The sequence below is a fragment of the Arthrobacter sp. CG_A4 genome, from assembly GCF_035985125.1.
Classification (GTDB): domain Bacteria; phylum Actinomycetota; class Actinomycetes; order Actinomycetales; family Micrococcaceae; genus Arthrobacter.
Genome location: NZ_JAXCID010000024.1, coordinates 1 through 18218, shown reverse-complemented (window position 1 = coordinate 18218; position 18218 = coordinate 1). Strand labels below are relative to the sequence as shown.

Annotated in this window: 16 protein-coding genes; 1 reads left to right on the top strand and 15 read right to left on the bottom strand. The window is 66.9% G+C overall.

Annotation, left to right across the window (positions count from 1 at the left end):
* Positions 1-12 precede the first annotated feature (12 nt).
* Positions 13-1164 carry a bifunctional 2-methylcitrate synthase/citrate synthase gene (locus RCH07_RS11530; RefSeq protein ID WP_326967606.1) on the top strand — a complete coding sequence of 384 codons (1152 nt, stop codon included), beginning with the start codon at positions 13-15 and terminating at the stop codon, positions 1162-1164.
* 112 nt (positions 1165-1276) lie between these two features.
* Here the strand turns inward: RCH07_RS11530 and RCH07_RS11525 are convergent, their stop codons facing one another.
* From RCH07_RS11525 to RCH07_RS11455, 15 genes are all read right to left on the bottom strand, one after another.
* Positions 1277-1765 (bottom strand): 8-oxo-dGTP diphosphatase, encoded by a 489-nt coding sequence (locus RCH07_RS11525; protein WP_326967605.1) that lies wholly within the window; start codon positions 1763-1765, stop codon positions 1277-1279.
* Positions 1766-1800: 35 nt separating this feature from the next.
* On the bottom strand, positions 1801-2580 hold the full coding sequence (locus RCH07_RS11520) for a hypothetical protein (protein WP_326967604.1): 780 nt from the start codon (positions 2578-2580) through the stop codon (positions 1801-1803).
* A gap of 2 nt (positions 2581-2582) precedes the next feature.
* Positions 2583-3086 (bottom strand): RNA polymerase sigma factor, encoded by a 504-nt coding sequence (locus RCH07_RS11515; protein WP_326967603.1) that lies wholly within the window; start codon positions 3084-3086, stop codon positions 2583-2585.
* 89 nt (positions 3087-3175) lie between these two features.
* On the bottom strand, positions 3176-4957 hold the full coding sequence (locus RCH07_RS11510) for an HNH endonuclease signature motif containing protein (RefSeq protein WP_326967602.1): 1782 nt from the start codon (positions 4955-4957) through the stop codon (positions 3176-3178).
* A gap of 148 nt (positions 4958-5105) precedes the next feature.
* Positions 5106-6032 carry a site-specific tyrosine recombinase XerD gene (xerD, locus tag RCH07_RS11505; protein WP_326967643.1) on the bottom strand — a complete coding sequence of 309 codons (927 nt, stop codon included), beginning with the start codon at positions 6030-6032 and terminating at the stop codon, positions 5106-5108.
* 116 nt (positions 6033-6148) lie between these two features.
* Entirely contained in the window at positions 6149-6811 is a 663-nt protein-coding gene (locus tag RCH07_RS11500) for an NUDIX hydrolase (RefSeq protein ID WP_326967601.1), read from the bottom strand.
* A gap of 27 nt (positions 6812-6838) precedes the next feature.
* Entirely contained in the window at positions 6839-8617 is a 1779-nt protein-coding gene (locus tag RCH07_RS11495) for a CTP synthase (protein ID WP_326967642.1), read from the bottom strand.
* Positions 8618-8687: 70 nt separating this feature from the next.
* Positions 8688-10421 carry a DNA repair protein RecN gene (gene recN, locus RCH07_RS11490; RefSeq protein ID WP_326967600.1) on the bottom strand — a complete coding sequence of 578 codons (1734 nt, stop codon included), beginning with the start codon at positions 10419-10421 and terminating at the stop codon, positions 8688-8690.
* A 3-nt stretch (positions 10422-10424) separates the two neighbouring features.
* Positions 10425-11477 (bottom strand): NAD kinase, encoded by a 1053-nt coding sequence (locus RCH07_RS11485; RefSeq protein WP_326967599.1) that lies wholly within the window; start codon positions 11475-11477, stop codon positions 10425-10427.
* A 22-nt stretch (positions 11478-11499) separates the two neighbouring features.
* Complete coding sequence (locus tag RCH07_RS11480) at positions 11500-12312, bottom strand: TlyA family RNA methyltransferase (RefSeq protein WP_326967598.1); 813 nt, start codon at positions 12310-12312, stop codon at positions 11500-11502.
* Between the two features lies 1 nt (position 12313).
* A complete protein-coding gene (locus RCH07_RS11475; RefSeq protein ID WP_326967597.1) occupies positions 12314-12631 on the bottom strand; it encodes a hypothetical protein in 318 nt (105 codons plus the stop codon).
* Positions 12632-12658: 27 nt separating this feature from the next.
* Positions 12659-13648, bottom strand: coding sequence for an HAD-IIA family hydrolase (locus RCH07_RS11470; protein WP_326967596.1), 990 nt, complete (start codon positions 13646-13648; stop codon positions 12659-12661).
* 6 nt (positions 13649-13654) lie between these two features.
* Positions 13655-14626, bottom strand: coding sequence for a hypothetical protein (locus RCH07_RS11465; RefSeq protein WP_326967595.1), 972 nt, complete (start codon positions 14624-14626; stop codon positions 13655-13657).
* A gap of 1063 nt (positions 14627-15689) precedes the next feature.
* Complete coding sequence (locus RCH07_RS11460) at positions 15690-15962, bottom strand: hypothetical protein (protein WP_326967594.1); 273 nt, start codon at positions 15960-15962, stop codon at positions 15690-15692.
* A 349-nt stretch (positions 15963-16311) separates the two neighbouring features.
* Positions 16312-17862: a hypothetical protein gene (locus RCH07_RS11455; RefSeq protein WP_326967641.1), complete on the bottom strand. Its 1551-nt coding sequence runs from the start codon at positions 17860-17862 to the stop codon at positions 16312-16314.
* Between the last annotated feature and the right edge of the window lie 356 nt (positions 17863-18218).

Genomic DNA, 18218 nt, shown 5'->3' with positions numbered 1-18218 from the left:
AGGAGTTTCAGCATGGCTGAACAAGAGATCAAAAAGGGCCTCGCCGGCGTCGTGGTGGACTACACCGCGGTCTCCAAGGTGAACCCGGACACCAATTCGCTGCTCTACCGCGGTTACCCCGTGCAGGAGCTTGCCGCGAACTGCAGCTTCGAGGAAGTCGCGTACCTGCTCTGGAACGGCGAGCTGCCCACCACGGAGCAGCTGGCTGAGTTCTCGGCGCGGGAACGCGCCGGGCGTGCACTGGACCCGGTGGTCAGACAGGTGATCGACGCGCTGCCGACCTCCTCGCACCCGATGGATGTCTGCCGTACGGCAGCTTCAGTCATGGGCGCCCGGCACCCGCTGGCGGAGGATTCCTCCCGCGAGGCCAACATGGCCAAGGCCGTGGACCTGTTCGCGGCGATGCCCGCGGTGGTTTCCTACGACCAACGCCGCCGTCACGCGGCGGGACGCCCCATTGAACCCGTGGAGCCCCGCGACGATCTGGGCTACTCCGCCAACTTCCTCTGGATGGCCTTCGGCGAGGAGCCCGTCCAGGAGGTTGTTGAGGCGTTCAACGTCTCGATGATCCTGTACGCCGAGCATTCCTTCAACGCCTCGACGTTCACGGCGCGCGTGATCACCTCGACGCTCTCGGACCTGCACTCGGCCGTGACCGGTGCCATCGGCGCGCTCAAGGGCCCGCTGCACGGCGGCGCAAACGAGGCCGTGATGCACACCTTCGACGAGATCGGCATCCGTCCGGAAGAGTCGCTGGACGAGGCTGCCACCCGGGCCAAGGCCTGGATGGAGGACGCCCTGGCCCAGAAAAAGAAGGTGATGGGCTTCGGCCACCGTGTCTACAAGCACGGCGATTCCCGGGTCCCCACCATGAAGGCGGCACTGGATAAGATGATCGCGCACTACGGCCGGCCCGAGCTGCTCGGACTGTACAACGGTCTGGAGTCGGCGATGGACGAGGCCAAGGCGATCAAGCCGAACCTCGACTACCCGGCCGGCCCCACGTACCACCTGATGGGCTTCGACACCCCCACCTTCACGCCCCTGTTCGTTGCCAGCCGGATCACCGGCTGGACCGCGCACATCATGGAGCAGCTGGACGCGAACTCGCTGATCCGCCCGCTGAGCGAATACAACGGCGTCGAGGAACGGCATGTGAAGTAGTTCCCTGATAGCAAAGCGGGCAGTGTTCGACGGCGGCCCGGTCACCTTTTATGGGGGACCGGGCCGCCGTCGTTTGTGCGTTGCCAGCCGCGGCGCGAAGTTCGGTCCTGGCTCACTGTGGTGCGGAGGGGTACCGGACCGACGCGACAGATTCGTTGTCCTCGTTGAGGACCACGACGACGTCGATCCTTTCACCTGCCAGGGCCGGAGGCAGCCAATGCTCGGCATCCTGCCACATGCGGTGCAGCGGAAGCGCTTCGACGTCGAACCATTCGGGCGTAATTTCCGGGCTTTCCGCGGGTTCGCCTTCCCAATATCTGGCGGTGAACAGCCTGCACGACATGTTCCACTCCGGCCGGGAGGGAAAGATGAACTCGACGACGCCGGCAGAGGACAGGTTCTCCTGGCGGACAACGACCCCGGCTTCTTCCCAGACCTCCCGGACTACGGCCTCGGCGTCGCTCTCCCCCGACTCGACATGGCCGCCGAGGCCCACGATCTTGCCCGTGCCGAAGCCGGTCCGCTTCAGGCCCAGCAGGACATCAGTGCCGCTCTCCACGTCACGGAGCAGGAAGCAGAGAGTGACCGGAGTGAGCTTCATGTGCTCCACCCTATAACTGCCGCGGGGCACCCCAGCTACCCGGCTGACGGGCCATCACCCACCAGCTGCGGCCGGAGTTCCACCGGTATGCCGTCGGTTGCAAATTCCTTGTCCATAGCTTGCTGTGGCGTGAGGCCCTGATTGTTCGCAGCCTGGAACTCCCAGTTGAAGACGCTGGACGACTCCTGCCGGACATCCCAGAGGAAACGGCCGTTCTGAAGTTTGGCAATAAGGAACCAGGCGTTGCCGCCGTCGAGCTGGAGCACCCGGACCCCGTCATCTGAGATGGAATAGGCGAGCCAACCGTCGGCGCAGCCCAGAACCGTGTAGTAACCCTGTTCGGCGGGAGAGATTGGAGTGATCGCCCGCTGCTGGTCATCGCGCTGCTGGTCAATGTTGGCCGGGGTGCACGCGATGCCTTCGGTACTCAAAGCTGCTTTGCCCGTTTGAGTGGGAGGCGCCGTGGGAGCGGCGACGGAGGGGCCTGGGGAGGCCGGCGTGGCGCTGGCGGTATCCGCCGGCGTCTGGCTGGCGGTCTCCGCCGGCGTCGGGCTGGCGGTCTGGGCCGGGCCGGGCGCCGGCTGCGGCATCAGGTTCCCGCCGAGAATCACTGCGCCCACCACGGCAGCAGCGGCAAGTGCGGTAGCCGTCGCAGTCCGCACGGCAGCGCGCCGCGCCGGAGTGCGCCCTGTCAGGCGGACAATGTTTGGATCCGTGGAGTAGACGATCGAGCGGGCGGCGTGGCTGCCTAATGCTGAGCCTGGTCCTTCCACCTGCGGCTTGGCATCCTTAATGAGCTGTTCGATGCGGTCCATGGCTAGTCCTTCCGTTGGGTCATGAGGTGGGAGGGTGCAGCTTTCGCGAACGCCCGGCGGGCCCGGTGCAGGCGGACCGCAGCGGCCGAAGGAGAACATCCCAGCGTCTGGGCCAGTTCAGCGGTGGTCAGCTCGTCCCAATAGCTGAGCATAAGAACCTCGCGGTCCCTCTCCCTCAGCTGCGCCAGTACCCCTGCCACGGCCGCCCGTTCTTCAGTGTTTGCTGCGGGGACCTGGCGGAGAGCCTCCTCTTTCAGCCGCTCGACCAGTTCCTGGCGGCGGCGTCGTCCCTTGTATTCATTGCCGATCACATTCCGGGCGGTGACCAGCAGCCAACCAATACCGGGCGGTTCCGACAGTTGCTTCTGCCAGGCAATTCTGAAGACATCCGCCGCCAGTTCCTCGGCGCGGTGGCGGTCATTGATTCGGCAGGCAACGTAGCCGTAGACTCGCGCGGAATGCTGAAGGTGCAGGTCAATGAACGCTTGCTCTTTGGCGGCCAGCATGGTGTCCCCGCCCCCCTGACATCGGATGACTTCTTCCTGATAACTAAGTGTCCCGTGAAGAGTTCTTTCTTACACGCGAGCAAAAAATTCTAGCGGAACGAGGATTCCGGCAGGAAGTGCAGCAGGAGGTCTTCCGGGAAAGGGTCGCCGAGTGGCGTCGGCCAGCCTGAATCATCTGTTTCTGCGGCGGTGGATTGGTGCCAGTCCGGGAAGGGGTCCGGGGGCAGTTGCGGTCCGCGTTCCCGCCCTGGACCCGGGCTGGGGTGTCCGGTGGGCGCCGGGTCCGGATGCCGTACCGGGTCCGGATGCCGGCCCGGATCCGCATCCAGGCCCGGGTCAGGACCTGCGTCTGTGGTCAGGGTGTGGTCGGGCCAGTGGGGTGGTTCCCAGTCCTGGTGTTCGCTGGGGTAGTGCCTGTTTGTGGGTGAGGTCCATCCTGGCGGGTGGTTTTTGCTGGCGCCGGCGGATGTCCAGGCGGTGTTGTGTTTGAGGCGGTGGTGGCGGGGGCATGCTTGTCCGAGGTTGGAGATGCCGGTGGTGCCTTCGTCAGCCCAGGCCAGGAGGTGGTCCGCGTCGTTGTCCAGGGAGTGGTTGTTGCAGCCGGGGAAGAGGCATCTGCCGTCGCGGAGCCGGAGCCATTGACGCTGGGCTTTGGTGAGGCGGTAGCTGGTCCGTCCGATTTCCAGGGGCGTACCGTCCCGGGGGTCGGTCAGGACCCGGTGGAAGGACTCGGCGCCCTCGGCGATCAGGCGCCGGGCCATGGACGGCGGGATCGGCCCGTACCCGTCCAACATGGCCGGTTCCCCGGTGACGCCCAGGAGGGACAGGACCGGGACGGTGATCAGGACCTGCGCCCGCGGGGACGGAACACCCCCGCACAAGCCGGTCCCGCACATGCCGGGACCGCTGCCGTCCGTCCCGCACGTTCCGGCCGTCCCGCGGGTAGCCCCGCAGGTGGTGCCGTTGGTGAGGAGCCAGGTGGCGGTGATGTCGGCGCGGAGCTGGGTGAGGGTGCGGGCCTCGTCAGGGTTTTGGAGGGCGCGGGCGGCGGCGGTGGCCCGGTCCCAGATCCCTGCGGCGGTGCCGGCCGGGAGGTAGGCCGAGAGCCAGGCCATACCGTCCCGGTCCGGGAGGTACTCGACCCGCCGGTCCGCAGCGCTTTTGCTGTGGCGGGTCTCGATGCTGACCGGGTGGTGGCGTTCGCGCCAGGTGCGGGCTTTGGCGCGGAACCGGGACGGCACGAGCTCCCCGGGCGGGGCCCCGCGGGCGGGGTTCGGCGCGCCGGGGTCCAGGAAGTGCGCTTCCAGCCCGGCCGCCCCGTGCCGGTCCAGGGTGCTGGTTTCCTCGCAGATGATCCTCGCGTGGGCCCAGGAGATCGTCCCGGCCTGCAGGGCTCCCAGGGTCAGCGGCAGTGCCGTCGTGAGGGCCTGGCAGTCGGCCAGGAGCGCCCGGGAGCTTCGTTCGCTGATAGTCAGGACACAGGCGACTTCGGCGGTCAGCGCCATTTCCTGCATGGTGCGTTCCTGCGGGGACGCTCCCGGGGGTACCAGGGACAGGGTGGCCTGGACGTAGTCCGCGGCCAGCCGCACTTTCAGCGCCGCGGTCCGGGCCTCCAACCGGGCCACGTCCGCGAGGGCGTCCAGGCAATCATCGGCCAGATCCCGCACCGGATCCCCGTCTCCCAGGGTGTCGGCGCCTGGCAGTGAATCGGCACCGGACGGATCAACGTCCCGCAGGGCCCCGGTACCGGCACCGGACGGATCAGCGTGGTCCGCGCCGGCGCCGATGAAAGCAGCCAGCACGGCAGCGGACTCGGCGACATCCGCCAGGGCCGCCCTGCTCTCCGCACTCCATGCTGTCCTGCTTTCCATACCTCAATTACATCAGGGAGCACCGACAATCTGATGACGACTTGGTGGGATGAAGACTTGTTGGATTGCGGTGTGAGGCCGGCACTGACCGACGCCTCGAAACTGCTACGTCGTCATGCTCAGCCCGTCGAAGCAGTCGGATGATCATTCAGCCAAGCGCGCGTGGATGCGCGGCGGCGTAGATCTCGCGCAGCGTGTCCGCCGTCACGAGCGTGTAGACCTGCGTGGTGGTCACGGAGGCATGGCCCAGCAGTTCCTGGACCACCCGGACATCGGCCCCGCCTTCGAGCAGGTGCGTCGCGAAGGAGTGCCGCAGTGTGTGCGGCGAGACGTCCTTGGTGATGTTGGCCCTTTCGGCTGCGGCCTTGAGGATGGTCCAGGCGCTCTGCCGGCTGATCCTGCCGCCGCGGGCATTCAGGAAAAGGGCAGGGGTTCCCTTGCCTTTGGCTGCCAGCAGTGGCCGGCCGCGGACCAGGTAGGCGTCCAAGGCTCGCGCCCCAAATGATCCCAGCGGGACCAGCCGTTCCTTGGAGCCCTTGCCGAACAACCGGACAATCGCCGGTCCGGCCTGTTCCGGTTGCCCGGCGGGCTGCAGGGCTATGTCGTCGACATCCAGGCCCACGGCTTCGCTGATCCGCGCACCGGTGGAATACAGGAACTCCAGCAGGGCACGGTCACGCAGGCCGGTGGCCGTGTCGCTGCCGGCCGCTTCGAGGATCCTTGTGACTTCATCGACGCTGATGGCCTTGGGCAGCCGCTTGCCGGGCATCGGCGGGTGGACATCGGCGGCCGGGTCTGTGGGGGTCACACCTTCGAGCGCCCAGAACTTGTGCAGCCCGCGCACGGCCACCACCGTCCTGGCAGCCGAGCGGATGCCCAGGGCCGAGCCGCCGTCGGATCCGTCGGACAGGGCCTCGACGAAGCCGGTCACGTCGTGCCGCGTGATTTCGGCGGGGCGCTGGCGCCCGGTCCCGGCGAGGTGCCTGGCGTAGCGGGCCAGGTCCCGCCGGTACGCGGAAAGGGTGTTGACAGCGAGCCCGCGCTCCACCCCCATGTGCTGGAGGTAGTCCGTCATGGCGCGGTCAATCGCGGTCAGCGGGCGCGCAGGCGCCTTCGCGGGGACAGCGGCGGGAGCTTGTCCGGGTGCCGGCTGCTCGGTCGCCGGCGGTTCGGCGGTCAGCGTTTCCACGCTCAGCGCCAGCCGGGGTGGGCGGGCCACGGCGCATCGGCCGGGCGGAGTCCCTGGAAGTTGTCCGCGCGGGCGGCTGCTGCGGCCAGGACGCCGACGACGGCGGACGGGTTGTGCAGCCGGCCCGCCAGCACCGCGGCGACGGCGGCGTCGAGCGGGATCCAGTGGAACTCGATTTCGGCTTCCTCATCGGTGCGGACGTGCAGCTGGTGCCCTGGCACCTCGCTCAGGCCACGGGCCAGGTAGATCCGGATCGCCTCGCTGGATGATCCGGGAGAGTTGAAGAAGTCCGCGAGGACGTTCCACTGCCCGGCAATGAGGTCCGCTTCCTCGGCCAGTTCCCGTGCCGCCCCGACGACGAAGTCCTCGCCTTCGACATCCAGCAGCCCGGCCGGGATCTCCCACAGGTCCATGCCGACGGGGTGCCGGTACTGCCTGATCAGCAAAACCTCGCCGGCGTTGTTCATGGGAAGAACGGCCACCGCCCCAGGGTGGTCGATATAGTCGCGGACGAGCGGCTCGCCGTCGTCTTTGAGCTGGAAACGGTCGCTGACAACATCCCAGATCCGGCCTTCGTAGACCGTCTCGGAAGACAAAAGACGGCGCGGGCTGGGTTCATCCGAAACCTGCCGAACAGCCCTGGGGGTTTCAGAATTACCGGGCATCGCGCCGTCCTTTGAGTCAGTTACCGTTTACTTGGCCGCTGCCGGTGAGGGCTGGGCGGCAGCAGGCGCCGCCGCACCGTTGGCAGCGGCGGCCTTCTGGCTGCCGGCGCCTTTCTGGTGCCCCAGGGCAGCCTTGACCAGCCCAATGAACAGGGCGTGCGGGCGTGTAGGCCGTGAGCTGAGCTCCGGGTGCGCCTGCGTGGCCACGTAGTACGGGTGGACTTCGCGGGGAAGCTCCACGTACTCCACCAACTTGCCGTCCGGAGACGTTCCGGAGAACACCAGCCCCTCGGCGGCGATCTGCTCGCGGTATTTGTTGTTGACCTCGTAGCGGTGGCGGTGGCGTTCGCTGACGTTAGTGGTGCCGTACGTCTCGGCGACCACTGAACCCTCATCCAGCTTGGCCTCGTACAGGCCCAGGCGCATGGTGCCGCCCAGATCGCCTTTGCCGTCAACGATGTCCAACTGCTCTTCCATCGTGGCGATGACCGGGTACTTGGAGTCCGGCTCGAACTCGCTCGACGACGCACCTTCCAGGCCCACCACGTTGCGGGCGTACTCGATGACCATGCACTGCAGGCCAAGGCACAGGCCCAGGACCGGGAGCCTGGTTTCGCGGGCGAACTTCAGCGCACCCAGCTTGCCTTCGAGTCCGCGGATGCCGAAGCCGCCCGGGACACAGATCGCGTCGACGCCGGCCAGGGCCTGCACGGCACCTTCGCGGGTTTCGCATTCGTCCGAGGGGACCCAGCGGATCTTGACCTTGGTGTCGTTGGCGAAGCCGCCCGCCCGCAGGGCCTCGGTCACGGACAGGTAGGCGTCCGGGAGGTCGATGTACTTGCCCACCAGAGCGATCTCAACCTCGTGCTTGGGGTTGTGGACCGCGTCGAGGAGCTTGTCCCAGCTGGTCCAGTCCACGTCCTTGAACGGCAGGTCGAGGGCGCGGACAATGTAGGAATCCAGGCCCTGGGAGTGCAGGGTTTTCGGGATGTCGTAGATACTCGGGGCATCCGGGCAGCCGATGACGGCGTCGATGTCGACGTCGCACATGCGGCCGATCTTGTCCCGCATGGGCTGGGGCACGTCGCGGTCCGACCGAATCACGATTGCCTCGGGCTGGATGCCGATGGAGCGCAGCGCGGCCACGGAGTGCTGCGTCGGCTTGGTCTTCAGCTCCTGCGACGGGCCGATATACGGCACGAGCGAGACGTGCAGGAAGAAAACATTTCCGCGGCCGATGTCCTGGCGGACCTGGCGGGCGGACTCGAGGAACGGCTGCGACTCGATGTCGCCCACGGTGCCGCCGATTTCGGTGATGATCACATCGGGGGCGTGCTTGCCCTCCGCGGGAAGCCGCATGCGCCGCTTGATTTCATCGGTGATGTGCGGGATGACCTGGACGGTGTCGCCGAGGTATTCGCCGCGGCGCTCCTTGGCGATCACCGTGGAGTAGATCTGGCCGGTTGTGACGTTGGCCGAGCCTTCCAGGTTTTCGTCGAGGAAGCGCTCGTAGTGGCCGATGTCGAGGTCCGTTTCGGCGCCGTCATCGGTGACAAAGACTTCGCCGTGCTGGAAGGGGTTCATCGTGCCCGGATCCACGTTCAGATAGGGATCGAGCTTTTGCATAGTTACAGACAAGCCGCGTGCCCGCAGTAGGTGGCCGAGGCTCGAAGCCGTCAGTCCCTTACCGAGCGAGGACGCCACACCACCGGTGACGAAGATGTGTTTGGTCGTCTTGGACGAGCCCGGAAACCGGGAATTTACACGGGAATTTGATCGCTGCACCACGGAGTTCGAGCCTATCATCATTTGAGCCTTTCACGGGTCGATGTGCCCGGCCGTTATCGCGCCGGACGAGGCGGCGGCAGCCTCAGGCCTACTGCGGCAGAAGCCTGGCGTCGTCCAGCAGTTCCTGGGCGTGCGCCTGCGCGGATTCGGAATCCTCCTGGCCGGCCAGCATGCGGGCAAGCTCCCGGACGCGCTCTGCCTCGTCGAGGAGCTGGACGTCGCTGGAGGTGAAGCCGGTCGCAGTTGCCCCGCCAGCGCCCCGTACCGAGGTCTTGGTGACCCGGATGTGCTGGTCGGCGAAGGCCGCCACCTGTGGCAGGTGGGTGACCACGAGCACCTGGACATGACGGGCGAGCATCGCCAGCCGGCGGCCGATCTCGACGGCGGCCCGTCCGCCGACGCCGGCGTCGACCTCGTCGAAAACGAAAGTCGGGACCGGGTCGACGGCGGCGAGCACCACTTCGATGGCTAGCATCACCCGGGACAGTTCGCCTCCCGAGGCGCCTTTGCCCAGCGGGCGCGCCGGGGCGCCGGAGTGCGGCTGCAGCAGGAAGGTGATCTCATCCGCACCGTACGGGCCCAGTTGCGCGCCGGGCTCGACGTTAATGACCAGGGTGGCGTCCGCCATGGCGAGTGCCTTCAGTTCGGCGCTGACACGGGCGGAGAGCTCTTTGGCGGCCTTCCTGCGCAGCTTACTGACCGCGGCGGCCTGCTTGCCGAGCTCCGCCTCGGTGCGCGTGACTTCCGCGTCGAGGGCCTCGATCCGGGTGGAGTCGTCCTGCAGTTCCAGTAACCGCGCCCGGGACTCCTCGGCCCAGACCAGCACCTCGTCGATGCTCGGCGCGTACTTGCGCACGAGCTTCGCCAGCGCGGCACGGCGGTCCTCGATCTCAGCGAGGCGCTCGGGGCCCTCGGTGTCGAGTGCGGCCTGGTAGCTGGCGAGTTCCGCGGCAATGTCGTTGAGCAGGAAGCCGACCTCGGCCAGCCGGGCGGCGGCGGCCCCGAGTTCCCCGTCATGTTCGGCGACGTGTTCCAGGGTCCGTTTGGCGGCATCGACCAGCGTCGTGGCGTCGGCGTCCTCGCCGAAGTCTTCGGCGATGAGGGCCTGGTGCGCCGTGGTGGCCGCCATCCGGAGTTCCTCAACGTTGGCGAGCTTCACGGCCTCGGCTTTGAGCGACTCGTCCTCCCCCGGCTGCGGGGCGACGGCGTCGATCTCGGTGAGGGCGGCCTCCAGGGATCCGGCCTCGCGGAGGCGTTCCCGGGCGGCGCTGCGGAGCTCGTCCAGCTGCGTCTGGATGGCTTTCCAATGTCCGTACAGCTCCTGGTAGGCGGCGAGGGTCCCGGCGAGGCTGTTCCCCGCGAACTTGTCGAGGGCGCCGCGCTGCGCTACGGGGCTCTTGAGCCGGATCTGGTCAGACTGGCCGTGCACCACCACGAGGGTTTCGCCGATCTCTGCGAGGACCCCGATGGGGGCGGCACGGCCGCCGAGGTACGCGCGGCTCCGGCCTTCGGCGCCCACGCTCCGGGCGATCAGCAGTTCGGCGGCGCCGTCGAACTCCTCAACCTCCGCCCCCGCCTCCCTGGCGCGCGCCACGGCGGCATGCCCGGCGTCGAGCTTCACGGTAGCCTCCGCGGAGGCGCTCTTCGCACCGCTGCGCACTGCTCCGGCGTCGGACCTCGCGCCGAGCAGCAGCCCGACGGCGGTCACCACCATCGTCTTGCCCGCGCCGGTTTCACCGGTCACGACGCTCAGTCCCGGGCCGAGCGGCAGCGTGGCGTCGGTGATGACGCCCAGGTCTCGGATTCTCAGTTCTTCAAGCATGGGTCACTTCGCGGTGGTCGGATCGGTGGCGTCGGTGGTGGGATCGGTGGTGTCGGTCGCGGGATCGGTGCCGGCGTGCCGGGGCGCCAGCGGCGTGGCCGGCCTGAGCGTGCGGATCACCGGAACCGGCCCGGTGTGGACTGCGTCAGTCTGCGGCGCGGGGCCCCGCCAGCCCTGGATAGGCAGCTCGAACTTGCGGACCAGGCGGCCGGAGAAAGGAGTCTGGTGGGTGCGGGCGAGCCGGACGGGCGTGGCGGAGCGGGTCACTTCCACCCTGGCCCCCGGCGGGAGATCCACCGAGCGGCGGCCGTCGCACCACAGCACGCCCTGGGCGCCGGTACGGTTCAGGATCTCGACGGCGAGCCTGGACCGGGGTGAGACCACCAGCGGCTTGGCGAAGAGGGCGTGGGCGCTGATCGGAACAATCACGAGCGCCTCGACTTCCGGCCACACCACGGGGCCGCCGGCGGAGAAGGCGTAGGCGGTGGAGCCGGTGGGGGTGGCGAGGACCACCCCGTCGCAGCCAAAGGACGTCAGGGGGCGTTCGTCGACTTCCGTGACCACCTCGAGCATCCGTTCCCGGTTGCCCTTTTCGATTGCGGCCTCGTTCAGCGCCCAGGTGTGCCAGATCTTCTGGCCGCGGACCCAGACCTGGACGTCGATGGTCATCCGCTCTTCCACGGTGTAATCGCGGCGGGCGACCCACTCTACGGTCTGGGCCAGGTCCGCCCGTTCGCTCTCGGCGAGGAACCCGACGTGGCCCAGGTTGACGCCCAGCAGCGGCACGTCGACCTCGCGCACCAGTTCCGCCGCACGCAGGATAGTACCGTCGCCGCCGAGCACCATAACCAGTTCGACGTCGGGCAGCTTCACATGGTCATGCAGGACTTCGACCGGCTGGTCGAGACGCCCGAAGAACCGGACCATGTCGCCGAGCTCGGACTTCTGCATCACCGGCACAATGCCGGAGGCGTGGAGCCGGGCGCAGGCCTCCCAGGCAGCCTTGAGGGATTCCTCGCGGCCTGTGTGGGCAAGGATGAGGACACGCCTGCTCATCGGGTTCCGCTTTCTAGTGCTTCTAGTACTTGGGCCAGATCGTTCCGAGTAACGCAGCAACGGCTGCGTCCCGCTCCTCGATCTTAGGCAGGTCTGTGCCAATCCCGCGCTTTATCCACAGGAAGTACTCCACGTTTCCGTCCTGACCGGGCAAGGGGCTGCCAGCGAGACCCATCAATTCCAGGCCCGTGTCCATGGCTTCCGCCGCGACCTTCCCCACCGCCAGACGGCGCTCCCACTCTGAGGTGACGACGCCGGTGCGGCCCAGCCGGTCCTTGCCGATCTCGAACTGCGGCTTGACCATCACGACCAGGTCGCCGCCCGGTTCGGTGCAGGCCGCGAGGCTCGCGAGCACCAGGGTCAGGGAGATGAAGGACAGATCCGCGACAGTCAGCGAGGCCCGTCCGCCGATCTCGTCCGGCGTCATGTAGCGGACATTGCGACCCTCATGGACAGAGACGCGCGGGTCGTTCCGGATCTGCGGGACCAACTGATCGTGCCCGACGTCGACCGCCACGACGTGGTCCGCGCCGCGCCGGAGCAGCACCTCGGTGAACCCGCCCGTGGAGGCACCGGCGTCGAGGCACCGCTTTCCGTTAACCTGGACGGCAGAAAAGGCGTCCAGCGCGCCGGCCAGCTTATGTCCGGCGCGGCTGACGTAGTTGTCCTCCTCTGCGGCCGCGACGTCCAGAAGGGTTTCTTCCTGGACCTGGAGGGAGGCCTTGGCAAGGACTTCGCCGCCGGAGCTGACTTTCCCTTCGGCGATGAGGCGTGCGGCATGGGTCCGTGACCTCGCGAGGCCGCGGCTGACGAGGGCCTGGTCGAGCCTGCTCATTCTACGATTCCCCCGCTGCGGTGGGTCCGGTGACGTCGTCGTTCAGGGCTTCCATCAAGTCGTCGTGCAGGCCTGCGTAGACCTCGCCGTGGACGGCTACCGGCTGCCCGGGGAGTCCGCCAAGCCGCTCCAGCAGGGCATCGACTGTGGCGTCCCGGGCTGCTGCTCCGGCCGGAAGCGGCGGCCAGTCGGGCCTGAGTTCTCCTGCGTCTTCCGGCGGTTCTTCCGGCAGTTCCTCCGGCGCGACCGGGTCCGATTCGCTCGCGGTACGCCGCTCAGGGTTCGTCCCGGGGCGCGGCGCAGGAGTCAGCTCAGTCATGCTTTCCAGTCCAATGATCCAGCCATTCTAGTGATCCGGCCATTGGAGGACCGGTGCGAGGGCAGTGGCGGTCTCCGGGTTGGCGGCCCACCAGGCCGCGCAGGCGGCCCGCCAGGAATCGAGGTCGGCGGGATCACCGCTGATGTGCACGGTGTGTCCGTGTACGACGGCGACGGCGGCGCCGCATCGGTACCGTCCGGCGTCGTGCTCCACCGCCGGGTAGGGCCGGTAGAGGTCTGTGAGGTCGTTGATGAGGTAGTCCGGCCGTTCCAGCGTTCGGGCAGCGAGGATGGATTCCCTCGTGTCGACGCCGGTCAGGACGGCCACCGTGGCGAAGCCTGCATTGTTGCCGCCGAGGATATCGGTGTCCAGGCGGTCGCCGACCACAAGCGGCCGGTCGGCGGCCAGCCGTTTGGCGGCAGCATGGAACAGCGGCGCCTCCGGCTTGCCGGCAACAAGCGGACGCCGGCCGGTTGCCGCGGCGACGGCGGCGACGAGCGTGCCGTTGCCGGGGGCGATGCCGCGGGCCTGGGGAATGGACATGTCCGTGTTGGTGGCCACCCAGAGGGCGCCTCCGGCGACAACGTACGACGCTTCGGCGAGGTCTTTCCAGCCGAGGTCGGGGTGGAAGCCCTGCACCACGGCGACAGGTTTCTCCGCCTCGCTGCGCACCGGCACAAGCCCGGCGAGTTCAATCTCCCGGGCCAGGGCTTCGCCGCCGGTGATCAACACGCGGGCGCCCGCGGGCAGCAGCGAGGCGAGCAGTTCCCCGGCGGCCTGCGGGGAGCTGACCACCTGATGGTCCTCGGCCGGCGCCCCGAGCCCGCGCAGGTGCTGGGCAACCTGCGCGGGCGTCCGGGACGCGTTGTTGGTGACGTAGCCCAGTCCGACGCCGATGCCGGCGAGCCGGCGCAACGACTCCACGGCCCCGGGAATGGCGTGGGGTCCTGCGTAGACCACGCCGTCGAGGTCAGCGAGCAGTGCATCGAACGCCGAGATCAGCTCCGTTCCGGCCATCTGCGCTTAGTCCTCGGCGCGTTCCGGCTGGCCGGAGTCCGCGTCGTTGTGGGCATCCTCGTCGTAGTGGGAGTCCTCGTCGTGGTGGGAGTCCTCGCCGGAATTGCCACGGCCGGTCTCGCCGGAGTCGGCACCGGCCAGTACCTCTGAGCGGTCAAGGGCATCCCTCTCCACGGAGTCTTCGTCTGACTCGGCGTCGTCGGACTCCCAGAAGTCGGATTCGACGTCGTCGGACCCTTCCTCGAGCGCGTTGGTGCCGTCCTCGGCAGCGGCCGTTTCCGGGAGGCCGGCAACGGCTTCCGCGGTGGCGGCACGGGGGGCCTGCTCATCGGCCGACGCGGCGGTCTGCCGGGCTGACTGTTCGGCGGACTGTTCGGCCAGGAGCCGGCGCTGCTGCTGTTCCTCGCGGGCTTCCTCTTCCTCGTCCCAACCGAGGTCGATGATGTCCGGGTCGTCCGAGACGTCGACGCCAAGAGCGTTTTCGGCGACGCCGGCCTGGCGCTGCCACTTCTCGGCTTCGGCCGTGCGGCCAACTGCGGTTAGGGCGTCGGAGTAGGCGCGGAAGAGCCGGGGGCTGTAGGAGAACGCGCGGTTGATGTCCAGCTGGACGATCTCCAGCTCGGAGACAGCGGCGTCGAGCTGACCGAGATCGGTCCGGGCACCCGCCGCCACGATGGCGAGCTCGGCCTTACCCGGAGCGTCGAGATCTTTGGCTTCTTCGGAGCGCGCCATGTCCAGGGCGCGGTCCGGGCGTCCGAGACCACGCTCGCAGTCTGCCATGACGGGAAGGTGCATGTTGGAGCCGCTGATCCGCCGGTAGGTGCGGAATTCGCGCAGCGCCTCGCCATAGTGTCCGGCGGCATAGGCCGTCAGCCCGACAGCTTCGCGGACTGCAGCGAGGCGTCCACCACGGCGGCTGGCCGCGAGGGCATGCTGGAAGGACAATTCGGGTTCGTCGTCAATCAGGCGCCCGGCCATGACCAGGTGGCGGGCAACCCACTCCGCACTGTTTTCCTCAAGGGTCTTGATCTGGTGCTGCGTCGCGCGGTCAAGCTCCTTGCCCGTGACGTCGTCGTCGATCTGCGGTGAGCGCTCACGGTCGGGGCGGTTGGCGCTGCGGAGATCCCGGGCGTTGGGTACGCGAACGGGGCGATCCTCGGCGCGGTCGCGGCCGAACTGGCGGGGTCCCGTGTCGCCCCGATCAAAACTGCGCGCCGGACGATCATCACGGCTGCCGAACGGCTTACGGTTGTCGCCCCCGCTGTAGGGCGGCTTGCGATCGCGGTCGCCGCCGCTGAAGCTACGGCGCTCGCCGCCACTCTCACGTGGAGCACGATCGCCAAAGGGCTTACGATCCCGATCCCCGCCGCCACTGTAGGGAGGCTTGCGATCCCCGCCGCCGCTGAACGGCTTACGGTCACGATCGCCGCCGCCACTGAAGGGAGGCTTACGATCCCCGCCACCGCTGAACGGTTTACGGTCACCCTCACGCGGAGCACGATCGCCAAAGGGCTTACGATCCCGGTCCCCGCCGCCACTGTAGGGAGGCTTACGATCCCCGCCACCGCTGAACGGCTTGCGGTCACCTTCACGCGAAGCACGATCACCAAACGGCTTCCGATCCCGATCCCCGCCACCGCTGAACGGCCTACGGTCACCCTCACGCGGAGCACGATCACCAAAAGGCTTCCGATCCCGATCGCCGCCGCCACTGTAGGGAGGCTTACGATCCCCGGACGAGGATCGGGGCCCTTCCGAGCCCCGATCTTCCCTAGCCCGGAAGCCGCGCGGGTCGCCACCTGAATTGTTGGTGCCGCGGAATCCTCCGCCTCCGGAACTACGTCCGCCGCTGGAGTTGCCGCGATCGTTGCCGCCCCGGTTACGGTCGTTGTGCTCAGCCATGCTGGATTCCTCCTGTTGCGAGCCCCCGGCTGGCACGCTGGCAGCCGTACAACTCTAGATGTGTCTTGCCTGGCGAGGACGAATCCGTGCTGGATGGGCAGCCTCGAGGCCAGCCTCTATTGTAGTCGAGTCCGGCGGGCTAGAGTTTGGCCGTCTCCGCCAACTTCCTCAGCACCGACAGTCCTTCAGGAGCATCCCACGTCGAAACCTCACTGGGCTGGGACACTAGGATTTTCCGGACTCGTGTTCCCTCGGCCACCGCGAGAACGTACTCAGTTGACTGACTGAGCCGGTTGATGGCAAAACGGGCTTCCCCCGGCAGGCCTGTAACCACCGCGGGGGACATCATGGACTCCCAGGGGTCAGCGTTGGCTCGGCTCGCCTCGTCCGGATAGGTGATGATTTCAAACACGACAGCGTGAGTGGTGGTCCCAGCCTTGTCAAGCGGGTAGATGCAGTTTTCGTGCCTGACTTCAGTAGGTCCCGCCGTCCCAGATGCCTCGCCGGTCTGGATCTCACGCGCCGCGTCACCCAGAATCTCCTCAATCTGCTCAACACTCAGGAGCGCACACGCCCCGACTTCACTTATAGGAATTAGCGAAGATCCGTCACGCGCTGTAACGGGAGCGGAGCTGGCGGGACCTGCCGCAGCTGCGGATCCAGACGGCGTCAAATCCCCGACGTCAGGGGATGGGGACGACCCGCTGCATGCAGACAGTCCAATCACAAAGATGAATCCGAGGATCGCAAACCCTGTCGCCCTAGTTGAAAACATCTTCACCAACTCCCATGATGATCCGGTCGCCGGGAACCGCTGTCCGCTGGTACCGCACGACGTCTGCTTCATTAAGGGAGATACAACCCCAGGTGGGGACCCGATTGGCATGTAGGAAAATCGCAAAGCCCGCATTCATTTGGATTGCCGAGTCCGGGGGTCGGTTGTAGTTGATTACTACGCCCTGACGGTAATCGTGCGACGGCCTCGTGGCATAATACCACATGTTTTCGTCCGGAAAGATGTCGGCACTGGATTCGAAGTACTTGTTGTAGTTCGAGTTCAGTCGGCCGCCCCAACGTGAATACGGGTTCAGTTGGCGGTAGGAAAGCCCGGTTCCAGGATTTCCGAGGCCAAATGCTTCAGTCACCGAGAAAGAGCCGGTGGGCGAAAACTTGTTGATAGTGGGACCTGACGCGACACCCGGTCGGGCAAATCCGCTCTCCCCGGCATAGCCTGGGACCGCCCACTCGACCTGGTACAGGCCGTTGACCCGAACGCAATTGGTAAACGTGACAGGCGTAGCAGGGTAGCTTTCGGCAATAGCGAACGACACCCGCGCCGGGCCCGCACCCAGGTATCCGACGGCATTGCGGTTCAACGACTCGCAGTAGCCAGCAGACCGCAGGTGGTACTTGACACCCTCGCCCTCGTTCCAGGTGAAACGGCCGTACTGAAACTCCTGTGAACACGAGCTGGATCCGGGGCAGGATTCGGCGGCAACCGGATAGCCCAGTGAGCCGGACTCCCAAGATCGGGCGCCGTAGCTGGCGAGGATGGCACCCCACATCGGTTGGGCGCCGCCAAAGGCAGACCAGTAGATGACACCGCCCTCGAAGCGTTGGACGCAGCCGTCATTCTTCAGGCCGCATCTCTCGTCGCTGACGGGGTATCCCAGCCGCCCGGACTCCCAGTTCAAGGTTGCCCATCGGGCTGCAATGGCCGCCACCGTTGCATGTGCGCCGCTGGACGAGGACCAGTGAACTGCCCCGCCTTCGAAACGCTGGACACAACCACCATTTTTCAGGCCGCACTTCTCGTCGCTGACGGGGTATCCCAGCCGCCCGGACTCCCAGTTCATGATTGCCCATCGGTCAGCTATGGCCGCCTTAGTAGCGTGGGGTCCCGTCTTCGCGGTCCAATGAATGGCGCCACGTTCGAAGCGCTGAACGCATCCGCGCTCCCGTAGCTCACAGGAAACGCTTGAGGCCACAGAACCCAGCGAACCGGCAGCGCCCCCCAGGGATATCCAGTGTGCGTTAATGGCTGCTTCTCCGGCACCTACAGCGGCAACACCCGAGGGTAGCTCCTTGGCGGTGGTCGCGCCATTTGACTCGGGTTTAGGTGACGGCAAAGGTGTCACTGACGGCGAAGTCGCCGGCCCAGTAGGATCAGACGTCGCGGGTGAGGAAGGCGACGACGGGATGGAAGCAACAGAGGGCGACGGCGGAACCTTTTGGCCGGCGCCCGGGGATGGGAGGAGGCTTGCAGCTATGGATGGGGCGGCTGTGGGCTCGCCTTCAGCATGAGCTGGCATGATGGACGACGCTGTCGCCGCTGCTAAAATTGCCACGATAGCAATCACTTTTGGAATTTTCACTAGTCCACTCCCCCAGATCGAACAGTGGACGCTTTGGTTCCACCAGAGCCCGCTGTCAGCAAGCCACACCAAATACTAACCGGGCCCGCTATTGATCAGGCAAGGGCGCACCGGTATGAAGCTGCAAAAGCGCTCAGGACGCACCATCGCACACAATTTCCAGATGTCATATTCGGCCCTGCTACTCTATGCAGGCCGGGGGGTTAAATGCGGGAGAGCCTCCGACCTGGTGGTTGGAGGCTCTCGACCGTTTAATGGTTGTCCGGCGGTGACCTACTCTCCCACACCCTCCC